The sequence below is a fragment of the Candidatus Nitrospira nitrificans genome (assembly GCF_001458775.1).
GTDB classification, from domain to species: Bacteria; Nitrospirota; Nitrospiria; order Nitrospirales; family Nitrospiraceae; genus Nitrospira_D; species Nitrospira_D nitrificans.
This window is the reverse complement of the sequence record NZ_CZPZ01000001.1, coordinates 129,058-147,343: the sequence shown is the minus strand read 5'-3', so window position 1 is coordinate 147,343 and position 18,286 is coordinate 129,058. Positions and strand designations below refer to the sequence as shown.

20 protein-coding genes are annotated in these 18,286 nt (G+C 57.6%); 18 read left to right on the top strand and 2 right to left on the bottom strand.

Annotated elements, in window-relative coordinates; translation table 11 throughout:
- Positions 1-2: 2 nt before the first annotated feature.
- Genes fliD through COMA2_RS00640 form a run of 5 tightly spaced genes read left to right on the top strand, consistent with a single transcriptional unit; the run spans position 3 to position 3,945 of the window.
- Positions 3-1,409, top strand: a complete 1,407-nt coding sequence (gene fliD, locus COMA2_RS00660) for a flagellar filament capping protein FliD (RefSeq protein WP_090893742.1) — start codon at positions 3-5, stop codon at positions 1,407-1,409.
- 21 nt (positions 1,410-1,430) lie between these two features.
- Positions 1,431-1,823 carry a flagellar export chaperone FliS gene (gene fliS, locus COMA2_RS00655; protein WP_090893740.1) on the top strand — a complete coding sequence of 131 codons (393 nt, stop codon included), beginning with the start codon at positions 1,431-1,433 and terminating at the stop codon, positions 1,821-1,823.
- Positions 1,820-2,146: a hypothetical protein gene (locus tag COMA2_RS00650; RefSeq protein WP_090893736.1), complete on the top strand. Its 327-nt coding sequence runs from the start codon at positions 1,820-1,822 to the stop codon at positions 2,144-2,146. The genes fliS and COMA2_RS00650 overlap by 4 nt, the downstream gene beginning before the upstream one ends.
- A 19-nt stretch (positions 2,147-2,165) precedes the next feature.
- Positions 2,166-3,320, top strand: coding sequence for a GGDEF domain-containing protein (locus COMA2_RS00645; protein WP_090893735.1), 1,155 nt, complete (start codon positions 2,166-2,168; stop codon positions 3,318-3,320).
- Positions 3,321-3,339: 19 nt separating this feature from the next.
- Entirely contained in the window at positions 3,340-3,945 is a 606-nt protein-coding gene (locus COMA2_RS00640; protein ID WP_090893733.1) for a PilZ domain-containing protein, read from the top strand.
- A 24-nt stretch (positions 3,946-3,969) separates the two neighbouring features.
- Here COMA2_RS00640 and COMA2_RS00635 read toward each other — a convergent pair whose 3' ends face one another.
- Positions 3,970-4,869, bottom strand: a complete 900-nt coding sequence (locus COMA2_RS00635; protein WP_090893732.1) for a P-loop NTPase — start codon at positions 4,867-4,869, stop codon at positions 3,970-3,972.
- A gap of 179 nt (positions 4,870-5,048) precedes the next feature.
- Here COMA2_RS00635 and COMA2_RS00630 point away from each other — a divergent pair, with 179 nt between their 5' ends.
- From COMA2_RS00630 to COMA2_RS20405, 13 genes are all read left to right on the top strand, one after another.
- Positions 5,049-5,282: a helix-turn-helix domain-containing protein gene (locus COMA2_RS00630; protein WP_090893730.1), complete on the top strand. Its 234-nt coding sequence runs from the start codon at positions 5,049-5,051 to the stop codon at positions 5,280-5,282.
- 86 nt (positions 5,283-5,368) lie between these two features.
- Positions 5,369-5,560, top strand: a complete 192-nt coding sequence (locus COMA2_RS00625) for a hypothetical protein (protein ID WP_090893729.1) — start codon at positions 5,369-5,371, stop codon at positions 5,558-5,560.
- Positions 5,561-5,621: 61 nt separating this feature from the next.
- Complete coding sequence (locus tag COMA2_RS00620; protein WP_090894190.1) at positions 5,622-5,984, top strand: response regulator; 363 nt, start codon at positions 5,622-5,624, stop codon at positions 5,982-5,984.
- Positions 5,985-6,030: 46 nt separating this feature from the next.
- A complete protein-coding gene (locus COMA2_RS00615; RefSeq protein WP_090893727.1) occupies positions 6,031-6,618 on the top strand; it encodes a protein phosphatase CheZ in 588 nt (195 codons plus the stop codon).
- A gap of 165 nt (positions 6,619-6,783) precedes the next feature.
- Positions 6,784-7,554 carry a flagellar motor protein gene (locus tag COMA2_RS00610; RefSeq protein WP_090893725.1) on the top strand — a complete coding sequence of 257 codons (771 nt, stop codon included), beginning with the start codon at positions 6,784-6,786 and terminating at the stop codon, positions 7,552-7,554.
- 185 nt (positions 7,555-7,739) lie between these two features.
- Positions 7,740-8,579, top strand: coding sequence for a flagellar motor protein MotB (locus COMA2_RS00605; protein WP_090893723.1), 840 nt, complete (start codon positions 7,740-7,742; stop codon positions 8,577-8,579).
- A 94-nt stretch (positions 8,580-8,673) separates the two neighbouring features.
- Positions 8,674-8,976: an STAS domain-containing protein gene (locus tag COMA2_RS00600; protein WP_175304296.1), complete on the top strand. Its 303-nt coding sequence runs from the start codon at positions 8,674-8,676 to the stop codon at positions 8,974-8,976.
- Positions 8,977-9,044: 68 nt separating this feature from the next.
- Positions 9,045-9,587, top strand: a complete 543-nt coding sequence (locus COMA2_RS00595) for a hypothetical protein (protein WP_090893719.1) — start codon at positions 9,045-9,047, stop codon at positions 9,585-9,587.
- A gap of 115 nt (positions 9,588-9,702) precedes the next feature.
- Positions 9,703-10,074, top strand: a complete 372-nt coding sequence (locus COMA2_RS00590) for a response regulator (protein WP_090893717.1) — start codon at positions 9,703-9,705, stop codon at positions 10,072-10,074.
- A gap of 91 nt (positions 10,075-10,165) precedes the next feature.
- Complete coding sequence (locus COMA2_RS00585) at positions 10,166-12,337, top strand: chemotaxis protein CheA (protein ID WP_090893715.1); 2,172 nt, start codon at positions 10,166-10,168, stop codon at positions 12,335-12,337.
- Positions 12,338-12,746: 409 nt separating this feature from the next.
- Positions 12,747-13,265 carry a chemotaxis protein CheW gene (locus COMA2_RS00575; RefSeq protein WP_090893711.1) on the top strand — a complete coding sequence of 173 codons (519 nt, stop codon included), beginning with the start codon at positions 12,747-12,749 and terminating at the stop codon, positions 13,263-13,265.
- A 133-nt stretch (positions 13,266-13,398) separates the two neighbouring features.
- Positions 13,399-13,980 (top strand): hypothetical protein, encoded by a 582-nt coding sequence (locus COMA2_RS00570; protein WP_090893709.1) that lies wholly within the window; start codon positions 13,399-13,401, stop codon positions 13,978-13,980.
- Between the two features lie 60 nt (positions 13,981-14,040).
- Positions 14,041-16,710 carry a methyl-accepting chemotaxis protein gene (locus COMA2_RS20405; protein ID WP_090893707.1) on the top strand — a complete coding sequence of 890 codons (2,670 nt, stop codon included), beginning with the start codon at positions 14,041-14,043 and terminating at the stop codon, positions 16,708-16,710.
- 258 nt (positions 16,711-16,968) lie between these two features.
- Here COMA2_RS20405 and COMA2_RS00560 read toward each other — a convergent pair whose 3' ends face one another.
- Positions 16,969-17,526 carry a Uma2 family endonuclease gene (locus COMA2_RS00560; RefSeq protein WP_090893705.1) on the bottom strand — a complete coding sequence of 186 codons (558 nt, stop codon included), beginning with the start codon at positions 17,524-17,526 and terminating at the stop codon, positions 16,969-16,971.
- Between the last annotated feature and the right edge of the window lie 760 nt (positions 17,527-18,286).

Sequence of the window (18,286 nt, the reverse complement as noted above, 5' to 3'; positions counted from 1 at the left end):
GTATGGCGACGATAAGTTTCGGCGGCCTGGGAAACGGACTGGACTTCGGTCAGGTGGTCGACCAATTGGTGAAGGCGTCACGCATCCCTGTCGAGCGACTCACAGCCAAGAAGAGCACGCTCAATTCGAAGTCGACTGACTACGCCACGCTGAGCACCAAGTTGATCGCCCTCCAAAGCGCGGCCGACAAATTGCGTTTGCCCTCAAATTTTGATCGTTCCAGCGTGTCGGTCAGCGACTCAACCGTGCTGACCGCGACGGGATCGCCGTCGGCCGTGCAGGGAAGCTACACCGTCAAGGTCACGCAACTGGCGCAAGCGCACCAGATCACGAATAAGGCGGCCAAGGCGGTCGCGTCCATGACGACTGACATCGTGAGCGGAGGCTCGGGGACGTTCACCTTTCGCGTCGGCAGCGGCACGAATCAAACCGTCAGTCTGAGCGCCACGGCAACGATCGAAGATCTCAAAACCGCCATCAATGATCTCGGCGCCGGCGTGACGGCTTCGGTGGTCAACACGGGGAGCGAATCGACTCCGGCCTACCGCTTGGCATTGACCGCCGTCAGTACCGGCGCCAGTAACGGGATCACGATCGTGGCGGACGACACCGATCTCGACTTTCTGAACGCCAGCGGAACCGGAGGGCCCGATATACTGCAAGCGGCTCAAGACGCCGTGATCGTCGTGGGTGACCCTGCGCTCAACCCGATGACATTCCAACGCAGCAGCAACACCCTGACGGATGCGATTACCGGGGTGGTTTTGACGCTGAATAAGAAGACCGCCGGTTCGGACACCGTCTCGGTCAATGTCTCGCGGGATGTGACGGCCGTCCAAACCGGCATCAAGAATCTGGCGACGGCCTACAACGAGGTGGTCACGTTCATCAACGAGCGAAATACCTACGACGTCGCCTCCAAGGAGGGTGGAATCTTTTTCAACGAGCCGACGGTGCGGACGGTGCTCAGCCAAATGAAGAGCGCCCTCTCCTCCGTCGTGCCGGGATTGACCACGTATGCGTCGGCGGGTGACATCGGGTTCAAGACAGAGCGTGACGGTACGGTGACCGTCGAAGATACCAAGCTGAGCGCGGCGCTGAGTTCGAATTACGCCGCGGTCAAAAATGTGTTCGTGACTCAAACCGGCAGCGTCGGGGTGGCGCAACTTGTCAATGTCGCGGTGGATTCGCTTTCGGATATTCAATCCGGGGCGCTCACTCTCAGGAAGAAGGGGCTTACCGATCAGATTGAGGAGATGACCGATGAGATCGCTCGAAAAGAAGACCTCATCGCGCAATATGAGGCGCGGCTTCGCCTGCAGTATGCCGCGCTCGACGGGCTGCTCGGACAACTCCAGAGTCAGATCAGCTTTCTCCAGAACAATTCCTCGCTCACGAAAAAAACCTAGGAGTGTCCACGGAAAGGACCTATGCTCACTCAATACACCAACCAGTATAAGCAGACACAGGTGATGACGTCGTCCAGAGTTCAGATCGTCGTGCTGCTGTACGACGCGGCCATCCAATCGATCGAACTCGCCCGGACGGGGATCGAGTCCAATGATCCAAAGGAAAAAGGCCGGTTCCTTGGTCGGGCCATTTCCATCATCGGAGAGCTCAACAGCGTCCTCGATTTCGAACAGGGCGGTGAGATCGCGCGGTCCTTGCATCGTCTCTACGAGTACATGCTCAGCGAACTGGTCATGGCCAATGCCCGTAACGATGTGCGTCGGCTCGATGGTCCGCACCGTTGCCTGACGACGCTTCGCGAGGGGTGGCGTGAGATCGCGGCGCAACAGACGCATCCGGCTGGTGTACGATGAACTCCACAGGAGCGAACGCCCAGGAAGATATCCTGCGGCTTACGCAGACTGCGGCAGAAGCGGCCGCGCTTGGACAGTGGGACGCCGTTGCCCAGTGCTATGACGAGCGTGGCGCTCTCTTGGCCACCATGCAGACGCCGGTTCAAAAGGCGAGCCATCTGTTGAAACTCGATGAACAGATCCGCGACCGTGTGCGTACCGTGCACGCTGTGTTGGCGACGTTACTGGGAGAGGCGGCGGCGACCAGGCAACGTCTTCAAGGCCTCCATCAACGATTAGGGGGGCAGCCGTCGACCGTTGTGACCGTATCCATGAAGGCGTAGCAGAGGGCAGGAACAGACAATGGCCAAGCAGACAGTCTCCGATGCAAGCAGGTTATCCGATGAATTGGCCAGGGTTACGCGGGAGTTGGAGCACGCTCAGGGTGAATTGCAACATTCCCACCAACGACTGACCTCGTTGTATCGTCTCACGGATGCACTCGCGTCCTCGCCGGACGAAGAAGAAATTATTAAGGTTCTGACGAAAGGATTGCCTCCCCTGATCGACCCTGCCATGATCGGGGTTGCCAGGGCGAATCGCAACCGAGCCTGGGTATGGTCGGACTCCCAGAATCGGGAACGGGAGGCGCAAGCGCGCCGGTATTTGCTACGTAGACTCGGTCCATCTCCTTCTCACGAGACTGAGTCGAACGCTCCTCTTCGGCGCGGGCGTCCGCGTCACCTTCGACTCATTCCACCGTCGGCGCCGCAACAGGCCATACAAGAACAGGATGCCACCTTCGGAGAGGAGGTGTCGCTTGCTCTCGGGTCGGACGAAACAGGTCTTCTTCTTGTGCAGCTGAAGGATCCTGATCGGTTTACTCCGCGCGATCGGGAAGTGCTCGATACGGTCGGCGCAGCGCTGTCTCTCGCCCTCCGTCATGCCCAGACGCAACAACGCGCGAGAGCGATGGCTCTTCACGATCCGCTCACGGGCCTGTTCAACACGCACGCATTCGAGCGCGCGTTGATGCGGGAGTTGAGCGTCGGGCTTCGTTACGGGGTGCCGGCGTGCCTGTTGCTGCTGGACTTGGATTTCTTCAAGATCGTCAATGACCGTCTTGGCCATACGGCTGGGGATCAGGTGCTCAAGGAGGCAGCCGATCTGATGCGAGGGACGGTGCGCGACAGCGATATCGTCGGGCGATGCAAAGGCAACACCTTCGCGGTCGTATTGCCTCATGCCGACCGGCAACAGGCGCGTGCGCTCGCGGAGCGGTTGCGAGAGAAGGTTGAGCGACACCCCTTTACGGTCGAGGACGGGCACGTCCGCACCACGGCCAGTATCGGTTTGGCCGCGGTTCCGGACGCCACCGTGGTGTCCATTGCGGAGTGGATGATGGTCGGCGATACCGCTCTGAATGACGCGAAGACTCAAGGGCGGAATCGTGTGGTCCTTCATGCTCCGAAACCGCCGGGAGTCGCGTGCGCCGTGGCCCTGAGTTGCGCCGCCTAACCGTGAAAGGGACCTGACCATGGCGTCTCCTGTCATGACACCGTCCACCCCACCCACGAGCGCCGCCGATGAACGGCGAGAATGGATCAGAATCGATGATCGGGTGCTGATGGAATATCGGGTGCTGGCCGAGACAGGCACGGCTGTTCCTGTCGAAGCAACCAGCGCCACCCCGGAGATCATCTCCGCGGTCGTCACCCAACCGACCGCGGATTTGCTCGCGCGCACGGGAGAGTCATTGATCGGCTCACCGGTGCTTCCCTGGATCATGAAAGTCGATTACATACTTGAAGTCATCCTCAATTCTTTGGCGATGACTCATCCGGCAAGTGTCACTATGGCGCGACCGACAGATGTCAATCTGAGCGGGGGGGGGGTGGGGTTCGTCTCCCCTCGGGAGTTCACGGCCGGTGACCAACTCGCGATCAAGATGATCCTTCCGCCGTTCAGGCTCATCCAAGCGGTGGTACAAGTCATTCGTTCCGTCCCCCAGGCGAACGGACTCGCGTTTGTCGTCGCCACCGAATTCGTGGATCTGAAGCCCGACGATCAAGAATATCTGATCCGCCACATCCTCCATACACAAGCCGAACGGCTGAGAGCTCGCCGGGCCGCAACCGCGTAAAAACAGGCAATCGTGAGAACGCGGCTATGCCGCTTGGACGGCAGGGCGTGTGAGGAGCTGGAGCAGCGTCTCGCCCGTCTTTACCAGGGCGGCGGCGGACGGAGAAGAAGGAGTGTGCTGAACCACGGGGATGTAGGCGCGCACCGCTTGTTCCATCGCAGGGTCGTCCGGAATCTCACCCAGCAGGGTCAAGTCGCCGCCGACATACTCCTTGAGCAGTTTCCTCAGCTGGAGCACGTTGACGCGCGCGCGTCCCGATACGCGATTGAGGATGAGGGTCGGCTGAAACGCTCGCAGGGTGGTTTCGGCGATCGCGCGGCCGGACTCATCCGTCTTGCCCGCGACATCCAACACCTCTTCCACGCTGCTGTAATCCCGGTTCGCAAGACCATCCGTCATCACATCCCGCATCACGAACATCGATAAAACACGACGAATCGCCGCGAGCTTAAGAAACCGGTAGAGATCCAGGACGGAGGTGGGGTCCGGCGTCGCGACGGCGACGTGATGATCGGCCATGAGAAAAAAGTCGAGAGTATGATAGCTCGCTCCCGCTCCGATATCGACGACGATCACGTCCGCGCGGATATCTTGAAAATTCCGGATCAGGCGTCGCTTTTGTGAATAGGACATGTTGGCCGTCGCCAAGGTGTCGCCGGTGCCGGGAATAATCCGCAAGTTCGGATGAAGGGGAAGACGTTGAGCCAGATCGTCCAGCTGCTCGATGCGATGGTTGAGGAAGTCGGTCAAGGTGAGCGGCGGGTTGAGGAGGCCGACCAGGACATGCGCGTCGGCGCCGCCCACGTCGAGATCCGCGAGCACTACCTGCTTGCCCTTCTGTGCCAAGACGAGAGCCAGGTTGGCCGCCACCACACTTTTGCCGACCCCGCCTTTTCCCGACGCGACTGAAATCACGCGCGCCATTGTGTTCGGTTCCTATTGGTTTGGGCCCAGTCGCAGCTTCTTTGTCGGTCGGTCGTGGAGAAACATGAATGGGAGTCAGGCATCCGAGTGGAACGGGCGCGAAGCGCAGGGTGTAGGCCGAGATTCGCTTCCATTGGGTGCTTAAGTTTTCAAACCGCCACGCCGATACCTCAGTTGTCATGAATAATGAAGTATCTACAGCAACAGCGATTCAGACCGAGGAAGTCACCGTGCGGGAGGGAGAAATCCTCACGGTAATGGAGGTGGCTCGGTTTCTCCGAGTGCCGAAGTCCACGGTCTATAAACTCGCCCGAGTCGGTGAATTGCCGGCATCGAAAATCGGAAAGCACTGGCGGTTCCTGCGCCGTGACATCCATGACTGGATGCATGGTCGGTCCCGGCAAGGCTCGTGATCTGAGAGTGGCTGCCTGGTTGATCTGCAGAAGGACTCGACTTTCCCTCTCTCGGACGGCAAGGCGCCGCGGTCATGAGTGGCGGCATGATCCAACCGAAGATCGCCGCTCGAGAAAACGTCTTCATCCAACGCACGTCGATCCTGTTCCACCCATGCAATCAAGTCAAGTCGATGCGGGCCGTTCCGGCTCAGGTCATTGGGCGAATGTGCCGATATCTGACGAAGCATCGAGAGATTGCGGAACGGTCCGACCATCCCGCCGTGGACAGACCATGAGTTGTCGCACGCTGTGCCTGTCGAGCGAGAGAAAGGAGGCGTTATGCCGGCCGATCAAAGCATGAAGATCCTGGTGGTCGATGATATGGTGACGATGAGAAGAATCGTCAAAAATATTCTGAAGCAGTTGGGATTCGGGAATGTAGACGAAGCGGAAAACGGGCAAGAAGCTCTGCAGAAGCTGCGGGCCGACACCTTCGGATTCGTGGTGTCCGACTGGAACATGCCGGTCATGACGGGCATCGACATGCTCCGGGCCATTCGGGCGGATGAAAAGCTCAAAGCCATTCCCGTGCTGATGGTGACGGCCGAGGCGCAACAAACAAATTTGATTGAAGCGGTGCAGGCAGGCGTCAGCAACTACATCGTCAAGCCCTTCACCGCTGAGACCCTGCAGGAGAAGATCGGGAAGATTTTCAAATAGTCCGTGATCAAGCAGATCCGTCCTCACACGAGCAGAGAGAGGGACTGTGTACAACCAAGAACATAAATTATACGAAGAACTCGGCGCCCTGGCCCGCTTTGTCGACAATGCGAGGAACGCCATCTCGACGGCCACCCCCCAGATCACGTCCATCAACACGCAGCTTCCGGCCGCCACGTCCCATCTGAGCGACCTGAGCAAGATGACGGAGGACGGCACGCTCGAAGTCATGCGGTTGACGGAGATAATGCAGGACAATCACGAGCGGGTCGCCAAGGATCTTTCCGCGGTCGTCGAGGTTCTGCAGGCGATGGATTGCGTGGCCCTTGCCGGACGTCTTGGGAATGTGAGCTCCGTTCTCGCGCAGGACAATAAATATCTGACGGAGATCATGACGGCTCTCTCCTTTCAAGATCTGGTGGCCCAGAGAGTGAAAAAACTCGTCGTCATTCTCGACGAAGTGCAAGGAAAGTTGATGGAGCTCGTCGTCGTGTTCGGCCTGCAGGGGAAGGGCGAAGCAGCCAGTGACGCCGGGACGGCCGGGCACTTGCTGAAACAGCTCGAAGAGTCCAAAACGACGGCGATGCAACAAAAAGTCGCCGACGATATCCTGGCTCAGTTCGGATTCAAATAGGGCCGCATGGTTTCAGGTTTCAAGTTCAGATTTGGCGATGCCGGTCTCGTGTTTATGATTTCGAGTTTCATGTTGTCGGAAAATATGAAACCTGAAACTTGAAACACGAAACTCCAATCAGAACCAGTAACGCCGGATCGATCGCATGCATGAGGGCAATGACGAATGGATATTGCAACCATACTCGGGCTGGTGCTGGCGTTGGGCTCCATTATCGGAGGCCAAATACTCGAGGGCGGGCACATCGGCTCGATTATGCAGCTCACGGCCTTCATCATCGTGATCGGCGGCACGATCGGAGCGATCTGTGTTCAGAATCCGCTGTCGGTGGTCCTGAAGGCGTTCAGTTCATTGTCGCTGGCGATCGTAAGCCCCCATATCGACAATAAAGGCACCATCAAGCTGATCTTGGATCTCGCGAACATTTCGCGAAAGCAAGGATTGTTGGCGCTCGAGGGAAAACTGAAAGACATTCATGACCCGTTCATGAAAAAAGGGATTCAACTGATCGTCGATGGAACCGAACCGAAAGCCGTGCATGAGATCCTCGAGATCGAGGTGGAGCACCATGAGGAGCAAGGAGTCCATGCGGCTAAGGTATGGGAAGCCGCGGGTGGCTACGCGCCGACGGTCGGCATTATCGGAGCGGTGCTCGGGCTGATTCATGTGATGGAGAATCTGGCCGATCCCTCCAAGCTGGGCGGCGGTATTGCGGTCGCGTTCGTCGCCACGGTCTACGGCGTGGGAGCGGCCAATCTCTTCTTCCTGCCGCTGGCCAATAAGATCAAGTTCAAGCTGAAGGAGGAAGCGGGGTCCCGCAACGTCATTATCATGGGGCTTGTGGGACTTGCCCAGGGGGAGAACCCCAGATTGCTCCAGGAGAAGTTGGAAAGCTTTCTTCCCCATAACGAACGCACGAAGGAGGCGAAGAAGTGAAGCGTCGTGCGTCCGGACTAGAAGTTTCTAGTTCCAGGTTTCAGGTCGATCATTTTCGAACCAATGAAATTTAGAGAACAAACTTGAAACAAGAAACTTGAAACACGAAACGCTTGCACGAGATATGCTCAGCCTCGCTGAGCGGGCGAAGCGGGCTTCACGCTTCACGAGCGACGATCTAAGTTATGGCGAAGCAAAAACACGAAGAGCATGAAAATCACGAGCGGTGGCTGGTCTCGTATGCCGATTTCATCACCTTGTTGTTCGCGTTTTTCGTGGTGATGTATTCGATCTCCTCGGTCAATGTCGGAAAGTACCGGACGGTCAGTGAATCGATCAAGGCGGCCCTCAACCCGATCGTGACGCCTCCTTCGTCTCCTTCGGCGTTCAGCCTCAACGCCAACAAACCGGCGCTGACGGCGCCGAACACTCCGGGGAGCAGGGAAGTGGCCATGCGCCGGCTCCGCAATCTGGTGCAGGTCATCAAGGGCGTTCCGCAAATGTCTCTCGTGCGCATCGTAGAACAAGTGAACGGGGATATCGTGATTGTCATTCCCGACCAGCTTCTCTTCAACAGCGGAGAAGCCGCCGTGCGTCCGGAGGCGCTGCGGTTTCTCGAAGGTCTCGGAGCGGCCATCCTCGAGCTCGATCGGCATACGCGCGTTGAAGGGCATACGGATAACGTCCCGATCAGGACGGCGCAATTTCCTTCCAATTGGGAATTGTCGGCTGCCCGGGCGGTCATGGTTGTCAGAGTGTTGTCCGAACTCTATGGCGTGCCGGCAGGGCGTCTTGCCGCCGTGGGTCATGCCGACACCAGGCCCATCACGGCCAATGCGGATGCGGAACAGCGGGCGAAGAATCGTCGAGTGGAGGTCGTCATTCTTGAACAAGCCCCGCCCGCGCCTATGATTCAGACGGAGACCGATTCGGATGTGTTCGGACGATCGACGGGCGATGAGCCGGTGAACGCGTCGCAGTTTGTTCCCGAGCTGTCCGGCGTGGGACGATCGCCGACCCCGTAGGCGGGGCACGTGTGTCATGCGGTCGGCACTCAAGTCTTGGTCCTCGGCAGCCGACAATAGGATTCAGTGCGTTCAGTTAGGAGGGGCTTGCGCTATGACCACGGAATCATCATCCCCGCAACCGTCTCAGGCGGAAGATCAGAACCCCAGACATCTCGCTCCGAAAGGGGACATCACTATTTTCGAAGCGGACGAATTCAAAGACTCGCTGGCGAAGTTGTTCACAAACGATGGACTGGTGTCGGTAGATCTCAGCGCCGTCGCCAGAGTCGATACGGCGGCGATTCAGCTGCTGCTGGCCGCCAAGAAACAAAACCGAATGTTCGTGTCGGGGATTTCCGAGAGCTTGCAGACACGATTGCACCAGCTCGGATTCACCGGGTCGCTGAGCGAGTAATGGACGAGGCACCAAGGTCGAAACGGGATTGAAGGCGAGTACGGCGCTTTGGAATGTGAAGCAAGGCTATGATTTCTTCGGGAAACCAAGACGGCAAACTCGGGCAGTCTCTTGCCGACAATGAGCGAGCCGGCAGCGCGTTTCTCGAACATCAACGGGCGTGGGAGACCTTCGCGACCGAAACCATCCACATGATCCCGGTGTTGAAGGCTCAGATGACCGCCGTGACACAGGAGACGGAAAGAGCGGCCATGGAGTTATTGCTGCATCTCAGAATGCTGACATCCCCTGATGGGGCGGCGACCTCAATGGACGACTCGACAAGTTTGTCCAAGGTCGTCATGGCGATGCAGTTCCAAGACATCACGCGTCAAAAGTTGGAGCACGTCGGTCTGGCGTTGGATCGGCTGAAGGCGCACCTTCAGGCCCTCTTAAAAGGGCCCTGTGACGAAGAAGCCAAGAGAGAGATCGCCGCGCTGCAACTGGTCGAGCATCACTACACCATGGAGGAAGAACGTCGCCTGCATACGGCGGCATTAGGGCTGGATTACGGAGAGCCGGTGCCCATGGACACGTCGAGCAACGAGCCGGATTCCGTCACGTTGTTTTGAATTCGAGGGCGTTTCACGTTTCAGGTTTCAAGTTCTCGCCAAACATGAAACTTTAAACCTAAAACGTGAAACTCGAAACGAGACACCCGGGATCGCCAAAGCCGTGGAGGAACACATGAACAGGACCGCGCTGATCGTCGATGATTCACGCACCATGCGGCAAATGGTCGCGTTTACCCTCACGAACGCCGGGTTTACCGTGATCGAAGCGGAGGACGGGAAAGTCGCGGTCAAGAAGGTTTCCGGCGGCGTGAAGATGGATATCGTCGTGACGGACCTGAACATGCCGGAAATGGACGGCATCACCCTCATCAAAGAACTTCGCAAAATGAATACGTTCAAGTTCACCCCGATTCTCATGCTGACGACGGAGTCGACGGTAGAAAAGAAAAAAGAGGGTAAAGAAGCCGGCGCAACGGGATGGATCGTCAAGCCGTTCAACCCGGACGTTTTGCTGAAAACCATCGCCAAGGTGCTGCCGGCATGACGCGTCGCACGTATCTCGTGAAGCGTGAAGCGTCCGAATCGAACCCATCAAGCGCTTCACGACCGACGTTTCACGAACGACGGGGTTTAAGATGAGCAACGACTTCGCGCAATTTCAAGACGCCTTTTTCGATGAGGCGGCGGAGCATCTGGCGGTGGTCGAAACCGGGCTATTGGCGCTGGAACAACATTCGGAAGATCGGGACCTTCTGCATAAGATCTTTCGTTCCGCCCATTCGATCAAGGGCGCGAGCGGCATGTTCGGCTTCAACGCGGTTGCGCAATTCACGCACAAGATGGAGACGCTGCTCGATTTGCTGAGAAACGGGCAACGAGCCGTGTCGCCGGCGATCGCGGATCTGCTCCTGAAAGCGACCGATTGCTTGAAAACCTTGATCGAATCGGTCAAGACGGGGTCGGCGGTTGATGAGGCCACGGTGCAACGACTCGCGGACGAATTGGCGTCGGAGAGCCAACAGTCGGATACCGGTGTCAGGGCGGTCACACCGGATCAGACTCATGAGCGGCAGGGGGATCGGACGTACAGAATCGCCTGGACTCCCCCCGCCTGGCTGTTCCAGCGGGGGCTCGATCCACTGCAAGTGTTGAGAGAGTTGAGAGATCTTGGGAGTCTGACCGAGGTCACGATCGACCTGTCCCGGTTGCCGAGTCTGGACGAGATCGATCCCGAGAAGTGCTATCTCTCTTGGCAGATGTCACTCACGACCGGCAAGGATCAGAAGATCATCGAGGCCGTATTTGAGTTCGTCCGAGAAGACAGCGTACTCACGATCGAAGAAACCGTCGTTTCAAGTTCCGGGTTTCAAGTTTCAGGTTCAGCTTCTCAACATGAAACACGAAACCAGAGACCAGAAACCGCCGAAGGCGAGGCGAAACCCCTTGGGCAAATCCTCGTCGAGGACGGTGTGGTGTCTCCGGCCGTTCTGGATCAGGCCCTGGCGCAACAAAGGCGAGTCGGAGAAATCCTTGTCGAGCAGAAGGCGGTCACGCCGCAACAGTTGGCGCAGGCGCTGCAAAAGCAGAAACAGCAGGAAGCCGCCGTGCAAACCAAGAAAGCCGACGTCGCGTCGATTCGCGTGGACACCGATAAAATCGACAAGCTCATCAACCTGGTCGGTGAACTGGTCATTACGCAGTCGATGTTAAGCGACCTCGGCGCCCGCTTCGAGATGAGCCACATGCACCTGCTGCTGGAGCGGGTGGCGCAATTGGAGCGGAACACGCGCGAAATCCAAGAACGAGTCATGAGTATCCGCATGTTGCCGATCGGCACGGCCTTCAGCCGCTTTCCCAGACTGGTCCGAGACCTGTCGGCCAAGTCAGGAAAAAAAATTCAACTGATCCTCTCCGGCGAAGAAACCGAACTCGACAAGACGGTCATCGAGTCCATCGGAGATCCCCTCACGCATCTGGTCAGGAACTCGGCCGACCATGGCTTGGAGATGCCGGAAGAACGCCTCGACAACAACAAGTCGGAAACCGGCACGATCAAGCTCAACGCCTATCATGAAGGGGGCAACATCTGCATCACCGTTGAAGACGACGGGCGCGGACTGAATCGCGAGAAGATCGTCGCCAAAGCCGTCAAACAGGGTCTGATCGGCGAAAACGAGAAGTTGACCGACGACCAGATCTGGCCTCTCATTTTCAGGCCGGGGTTTTCGACGGCGGAGAAGGTGACGGACGTGTCCGGGCGAGGGGTCGGCATGGACGTCGTCAAGCGAAATATCGAAGAGCTGGGCGGCACCGTCAGCATTCACACGACACAGGGGCAGGGGTCGATCTTCACGCTCAAGCTCCCGTTGACGCTGGCCATTATCGAAGGCATGACCGTCCGGGTCGGCCACGACACGTACATCGTGCCGCTGTTGTCCATTTTGGAATCGATCCAGCCGAAGTCAGGCGATGTGAAAACCGTCGTCGGCAAGGGGGAACTGATCAATGTGCGCGGCACCTATTTGCCCATGATGCGCCTGTACGAGGTGTTTGCCCTGCAGCCGGAGATCATCGACCCCAGCAAAGCCATTCTGCTCATCCTTGAGACGGAAGGGGAGCGCGTGGCGGTGATGGTGGACGAAATTCTCGGCCAGCAGCAGGTCGTGATCAAAAGCATGGAGCAGAACTTCCGGAAGGTCGAGGGCATCGCCGGCGCGACGATACTCGGCGACGGCACGGTCGGATTCATTCTCGATGTCCGTGGACTATTGGAAATCGCCCGCCGAGGGGAGCCGGTGGCGGCGTGAGGCGCGATGCGCCTCAGTTTCAAGTTGCGGGTTTCGAGTTTCATGTTTTCGGAGCTGCCGGCCGAGCGGTAGGTCCGGCGCAGGCTCTCCTTTCTTTTCCATCTCAGCCTGCTCTCGACACAGGACCATCGGCCCGGCAAACAAATCTTGAGCCGGCTTCTCGTTAAAGAACATGTTGTGTTCAGCCGATACAGATCCTAACTGCCCAGAAGCAGGGACACTGTAGAGTTTCGCGTGGCAAGTTTCATGTTTGCGGAGCTGGTTCCCGTTAACTCGAAACCTGAAATTTGAAACTTCGAGTCCGGACGAACGACTCTTCACGAGAGACACGTCACGCCCGCCTCGCACGCCTTGCGGATTCGTCGACGCGGGCGGAACCTGCGAAGCGGGCTTCATCACGGAGGACCTCATGGCCGCAGCAGCGTTGGAATCCACGAGAAAAGACCCGCAGCAGCAGATCGGGTTGGCCGCGGACGAAAACCAGTTTTTGACGTTCCAGCTCGGCAGCGAGCTGTACGGCGTCGACATCCTCCGCGTGCAAGAAATCAAGGGGTACACCGCCGTCACGAAAATTCCCAATACCCCGCCGCATATTAAGGGAGTTCTGAATCTCAGAGGGACCATCGTGCCGATCGTCGAACTCCGGACAAAGTTCGGCATGCCGACGATCGATTACACGATGTTTACGGTGATCGTCGTGGTGGTCGTAAAGGAAAAAATCATGGGGCTGGTCGTGGATTCCGTCTCGGATGTGTTGAATATCGATAAAAAGGACATCCAAACCCCGCCGCAGTTCGGAGCCAAGGTGGATGTGAGTTTCTTGAACGGGATCGGGAAATCCGGGGATAAGCTCGTGGCGCTTCTGGACATGGATCGGTTGTTGTCCGATGGGGAGATCACGGAAGAGGCTGTGGCGCAGGCGACATAGTTCGATCACGAAGCCGGCGCATACAGACGATATGTCACGGGTTGCGGACCGCTCGCTTGAAAGAAGCGATAAGGGCCGGACCTCTCTTAGGGAGGAATTATCATGTTCGGCAATTTCAAATCGGATAACTTGAATGCGAAGGATCGTTGCCGGTTTGATCGAAGCGATCGATCGAACTCAGGCGGTCATGGAGTTCAATCCGGACGAGACCATGCTGACAGCGAACGACAATTTTTTGGCGACGGTGAGGTATCAGCTGGAGGAGATCAAGGGCAACACCACCGGATGTTCTGCGATCCGGCCTACACGACCAGCGGGGACTATGCAGCGTTTTGGCAGACGCTCAATCGCGGGGAGCGCGATGCGGGCGTCCAGCGAGTCGGTCCATCAATCCGGCAAGAGATTGGATGAGATCGTCACGACCGTCAAGCGGGTGACGGACATCATCGGGGAGATCAGCGCGGCCTCGCAGGAGGCAGGCGAGCGGGATCGACCAGGTGAACAAGGCCATTGTGCGCTTCCGCCGGCGACCGCTCCCCTCCCTCCTCAAGAGATTCAATCATATGTGCCTATCGAGCGGCTGCCGTCGAACAACCGTGGCGCGATAGCCGCAGCCTTTGTGATGAGCAGGGCATTGCTGAACTCACGCCCATTTCCTTGTCGCTTAGGAAGTTTGTGGACTAGTCGCAGTCTGTGTATCCGTGCCTCGCACTGATGGTGTCCGGGAAGATCGCAGGCTGAATGGATCGTCAATCATGTTTCGTGGAGGACCGCGATGAATAAATTCGACAATCTCACGACCGGGAAGAAGCTCCTCGTCGGCTTTGGCGGCATCCTTGCGTTTTTCTTAGTCCTGGGAGTGTTTTCTATCGGGGGCATCAGGTGGGTCAGTGATCGCACGGAAAGTATTTATAAGATCAACCTCGTCCCGATCAAAATGCTGGGCGACTTGCGGGAACGGACCCAACGGATGAGCGCCTATGTGTCGTGGCACATCTTGGCCTATGACTCGGCGACGGTCACGAAGCAAGCCGAGGCAATCGCCAAGACCGATGAGGAAATCACCGAACTCGTGAAGTCCTACGATCATGTGATCGTGTCGGAGGCGGAACGGAAATACGTCGAACAGTTCACGGCCGGCTTGTCCGAGTACAAAGAGGTTCGCGGCAAGGTGTTGGAGCTGAGCAAGAATTTCAGCAAGGATGCCGCGGCCGAGCTTCAGAAAACGCAGCTGGCGGAAAAGCTGGAGAAGATCCATGACGCCGTCGAAGGCCTCATCAAGGAGAATGAGCAGCAGGCGAAAGACAGTTTTGAAGTGAGTCAAACGGTCAGTTGGAGCGCGACGATGGCCGTCATCGTGTTCTGCCTCCTCGCCGGCGCGGTGGGCGTATTCGGAAGCATGAAGGTGACGCGGTTTATCGTCGGCGGTTTGAACGATGTGCTGAAGGCAACCCAAGAATTGCAGAAAGGGAATCTGGCTCACCGCTCCGGCCTGCACACCAACGAAGAAATCGGACAACTGGCGCTGGCCTTCAACCAGATGGCCGGCGCGCTGGAGCAAGCGGCGGCCAAACAGGCCGAAGCCCTGAGCGCTCAAGCGGCGGAGATCACGGGCATCACGACCGCCATCAGCAAGTCGCGAGCGGTCATTGAGTTCAACCTCGACGGTACCGTCATCACGGCCAACGACAATTTTCTCCAGTGTCTGGGCTACGGCCTCGACGAGATCAAGGGCCGACACCATCGCATGTTCTGTGATCCCGTCCATGTCAACAGCGGTGAATACGCCGACTTCTGGCAGAAACTGGGGCGCGGCGAGTATGTCGCCGGCGTCTACCCTCGCCTGCGGAAGGACGGGAAGGAAGTGTGGCTTCAGACGTCGTACAACCCGATATTGGATGCCAATGGGCGGACGTACAAGGTGATCGAGCACGCGACCGACATCACGGCGCAGAAGCTGGCCGCATTGGAATCGGAGGGCCTTCTCAAGGCGGTCGATCGTGGCCAGGCGGCGATCGAGTTCAATATGGACGGGACCGTGCGGAACGCAAACGGGCTCTTCTTGAACCTGCTGGGCTATGGGCTCAACGAGGTCAAGGGACAGCACCACCGGATGTTCTGCGACCCGGTGTTTACGAGCTCGGCGGAGTACACCGAATTCTGGAAAAAGTTGAACAACGGGGAATTTCATGACGGGGTGTATAGACGTTTCGGCAAGGGCAACAAGGAGGTGTGGATTCAGGCTACGTACAATCCAATCTTCGATTTGAAGGGCAAGCCATACAAGGTCGTAAAGTTTGCGACGGATATCACCGCGCAGAAAACAGGCGCGATGGAGATGGAACGGCTTGTACAGGAAGCCCAGGGGGTCCTGGGGCGCCTCGCCTCCAACGACTTGACCCAAAACATGACCGAGACCTATGTCGGAGACCTTGAAAAAATCAAGGTCAGCATCAACGCGGTGGTGCACAACTTGAACAAAACGATCATCTCGGTGCGGGACGCGGTCGACGCGGTCTCCTCCGGATCGGAGCAGATCACCAAGGGCAGCGAGGACTTGTCTCAGCGGACGAGCGAACAGGCCTCCGCGCTGGAAGAGACCTCCGCGTCGATGGAAGAGATGACGAGCACCGTGAAGCAGAACGCCGATAACGCCAAGCAAGCCAACCAGTTGGCTATCGCGGCGCGGGACACCGCCGACAAGGGCGGGGCGGTGACCAAGAAAGCCGTCGAGGCGATGGGAGAGATCAATCAGAGCAGCAAGAAGATCGCGGACATCATTACCGTAATCGATGAGATCGCCTTCCAAACGAACTTGTTGGCGCTCAATGCGGCCGTGGAAGCGGCGCGGGCGGGGGAGCACGGGCGGGGATTCGCCGTGGTGGCGGCGGAAGTGCGGAACCTGGCGCAGCGGTCGGCGACCGCCGCCAAAGAGATCAAGGGCTTGATCAACGAGTCGATCCAACGGGTCACCGACGGCAGCGAGCTGGTGCATCAATCCGGCAAGACGTTGGAGGAGATCGTCACTTCGGTCAAACGCGTCACGGACATCATTGCCGAGATCAGCGCGGCCTCGCAGGAGCAAGCGAGCGGGATCGATGAGGTGAACAAGGCGATCGTCTCGATGGACGGGACCACGCAGCAGAATGCGGCGCTGGTGGAAGAGACCACCTCGGCGGCGCAGTCGATGAAGGAGCAGGCCAGGGAACTCATGCGGCAGGTGGAAGTGTTCAAGATCTCCGGGACGCGTGACGCGTCGAGGCCCACAGTTTCGAGTTCAAAGTTTCATGTTTCAAGTAACCGGAAGAATCCTCACCCTGAAACTCGAAACCCGAAACGTGAAACTCCAGGCCGAGCGACGCTCCGGCCGGCGGAGTTGAGCGGCGTGGCAACCGGCAACGGGAAGGATCGCCGCAGTTCAGGCGATGAATTCGAGGAATTTTAGAAGTTGCGAAGAAGTTTCTTGTTTCAAGTTTCTTGTTTCGAGTTCGTCTCCCGGAATTTCAGCGGTTCGAAATGATCAACATGAAACCTGAAACGAGAAACCAGAAACTTCGAGTCTGAACGACGCGTCACAAGATACGCGCCACGGCCTGAAAGACGGGCGCGCGAGCCGGAGCATTTCAGGTTTCAGGCTTCTCATGTGCTCTTGACATAGATCGCGTCCTTTTCAACGTGGAATCGGACACTCACCCCGATCGCGCTATTCGAACAGCTCTGTGAGTGGAATCTGGAAGTCCGGCAGGAGCGGGGTGCGCAGGGTTTCGTTCGCTTCCCGCGCAAGTTCCGCGGCTCGGACATACCCTTGGTCGGTCAGCCGGTGGATTTTGACGGTTTCCAATTCGGGATCCACGATCCAGTACTCGCACACTCCATAGCGCTCATAGAGTTTACGTTTGACGACCTCGTCGGTTTTACGGGTGCCGGCGGAGAGGATTTCCACGACAAGATCCGGCGGCCCTTGTATGTTTTTCTCCGTGATGATGGTTGCGCGGGCGGCGGAGACGAAGAGCAAGTCCGGCTCGACGATATCCTCATGCGAGAGCACGACATCAAGAGGGGCTGCGAAGGCCTCTCCACTCTTTCTGGCTTTGAGAAAGTTCGTGAGAGCGTTGAACAGGGTGCCTGAGATTCGTTGGTGTTTGGTATTCGGCGAAGGGGTCATGAAGTGGTCTCCGTCGATGATCTCATGGCGTTTTCCGTCCTCGGTAAAGAGCAGGAAATCGTCATAGTTGAACCGCACGCTGCGTGGAAGCGACATGACCTCTCTCCTCAGGGGAAGCGCACAACCGATCAGACTGTAGCAAGCACCGGCAAGACGGTCAAGTCGATGGATCACACGATGCAGCGAAATGTGGGAGTGGTCGAAAAAACCGGCAATACAGTGGGATCAAAGAAACGAACGATACACGTTTCGCGAGGTCAACGATATGGGTTGAGCAGGCGAAGTCTCGCCGAAGGCCTACGAGATGGGCTCAGCGAGATACGATTGTCTTGGCGGACGTTTTCCGTCCCAGCGTCATTTTTCGAGCCACTTCCCGATGACCTGCTCCACGCGTGCGAGGGCGAGAAAGTCTGAGGTGTCTCCTCGATATCTGCCAGGCCATCGAGCACGATTGTGTGCTGCTCACGCCTGATCCGCTCATTGCTTAATACCCAGTCAGAACGCGGTGGTCATCTATTCCCTGGTGTACCTTTTGGCCTTTGAGTAGGGCTGTTCGGATTCTAGACAAGATTTTGTAAATCGTATATCTAGTAGGAAGCCTAATTTTTAATGAAAGGGTCTGAATAATCAGGACAGGAATTCCTGGCCTATTCAAGGCTCGGTCGGCTGCCTCTTTTCTCACCTGGTTGATCATCGATCGACAGCGGCTCACCGTTTTTCCTACTCTCGCGGCCACTCTATGTCCCGTCGATAGTTTTTTCCGAATGGCGGCAGAGCGTTCGAAGCGGACTTGTCATGACGGGTGTCGTCCTGTCCCGGTAGAGGGTCGAGCTCGGACTCTCGGTGTCGGGATGCA

Bases quoted from the DNA above. Each gene is read 5' to 3' on its own strand.
- COMA2_RS00620 (WP_090894190.1), top strand. From the start codon at position 5,622: ATGAAGATCCTGGTGGTCGATGATATGGTGACGATGAGAAGAATCGTC.
- COMA2_RS00635 (WP_090893732.1), bottom strand. From the start codon at position 4,869: ATGGCGCGCGTGATTTCAGTCGCGTCGGGAAAAGGCGGGGTCGGCAAA.
- COMA2_RS00610 (WP_090893725.1), top strand. From the start codon at position 6,784: ATGGATATTGCAACCATACTCGGGCTGGTGCTGGCGTTGGGCTCCATT.
- fliS (WP_090893740.1), top strand. From the start codon at position 1,431: ATGCTCACTCAATACACCAACCAGTATAAGCAGACACAGGTGATGACG.
- COMA2_RS00640 (WP_090893733.1), top strand. From the start codon at position 3,340: ATGGCGTCTCCTGTCATGACACCGTCCACCCCACCCACGAGCGCCGCC.
- COMA2_RS00630 (WP_090893730.1), top strand. From the start codon at position 5,049: ATGAATAATGAAGTATCTACAGCAACAGCGATTCAGACCGAGGAAGTC.
- COMA2_RS00590 (WP_090893717.1), top strand. From the start codon at position 9,703: ATGAACAGGACCGCGCTGATCGTCGATGATTCACGCACCATGCGGCAA.
- COMA2_RS20405 (WP_090893707.1), top strand. From the start codon at position 14,041: ATGAATAAATTCGACAATCTCACGACCGGGAAGAAGCTCCTCGTCGGC.
- COMA2_RS00650 (WP_090893736.1), top strand. From the start codon at position 1,820: ATGAACTCCACAGGAGCGAACGCCCAGGAAGATATCCTGCGGCTTACG.
- COMA2_RS00645 (WP_090893735.1), top strand. From the start codon at position 2,166: ATGGCCAAGCAGACAGTCTCCGATGCAAGCAGGTTATCCGATGAATTG.
- COMA2_RS00560 (WP_090893705.1), bottom strand. From the start codon at position 17,526: ATGTCGCTTCCACGCAGCGTGCGGTTCAACTATGACGATTTCCTGCTC.
- COMA2_RS00595 (WP_090893719.1), top strand. From the start codon at position 9,045: ATGATTTCTTCGGGAAACCAAGACGGCAAACTCGGGCAGTCTCTTGCC.
- COMA2_RS00585 (WP_090893715.1), top strand. From the start codon at position 10,166: ATGAGCAACGACTTCGCGCAATTTCAAGACGCCTTTTTCGATGAGGCG.
- COMA2_RS00575 (WP_090893711.1), top strand. From the start codon at position 12,747: ATGGCCGCAGCAGCGTTGGAATCCACGAGAAAAGACCCGCAGCAGCAG.
- COMA2_RS00600 (WP_175304296.1), top strand. From the start codon at position 8,674: ATGACCACGGAATCATCATCCCCGCAACCGTCTCAGGCGGAAGATCAG.
- fliD (WP_090893742.1), top strand. From the start codon at position 3: ATGGCGACGATAAGTTTCGGCGGCCTGGGAAACGGACTGGACTTCGGT.
- COMA2_RS00625 (WP_090893729.1), top strand. From the start codon at position 5,369: ATGATCCAACCGAAGATCGCCGCTCGAGAAAACGTCTTCATCCAACGC.
- COMA2_RS00605 (WP_090893723.1), top strand. From the start codon at position 7,740: ATGGCGAAGCAAAAACACGAAGAGCATGAAAATCACGAGCGGTGGCTG.
- COMA2_RS00570 (WP_090893709.1), top strand. From the start codon at position 13,399: ATGCGAAGGATCGTTGCCGGTTTGATCGAAGCGATCGATCGAACTCAG.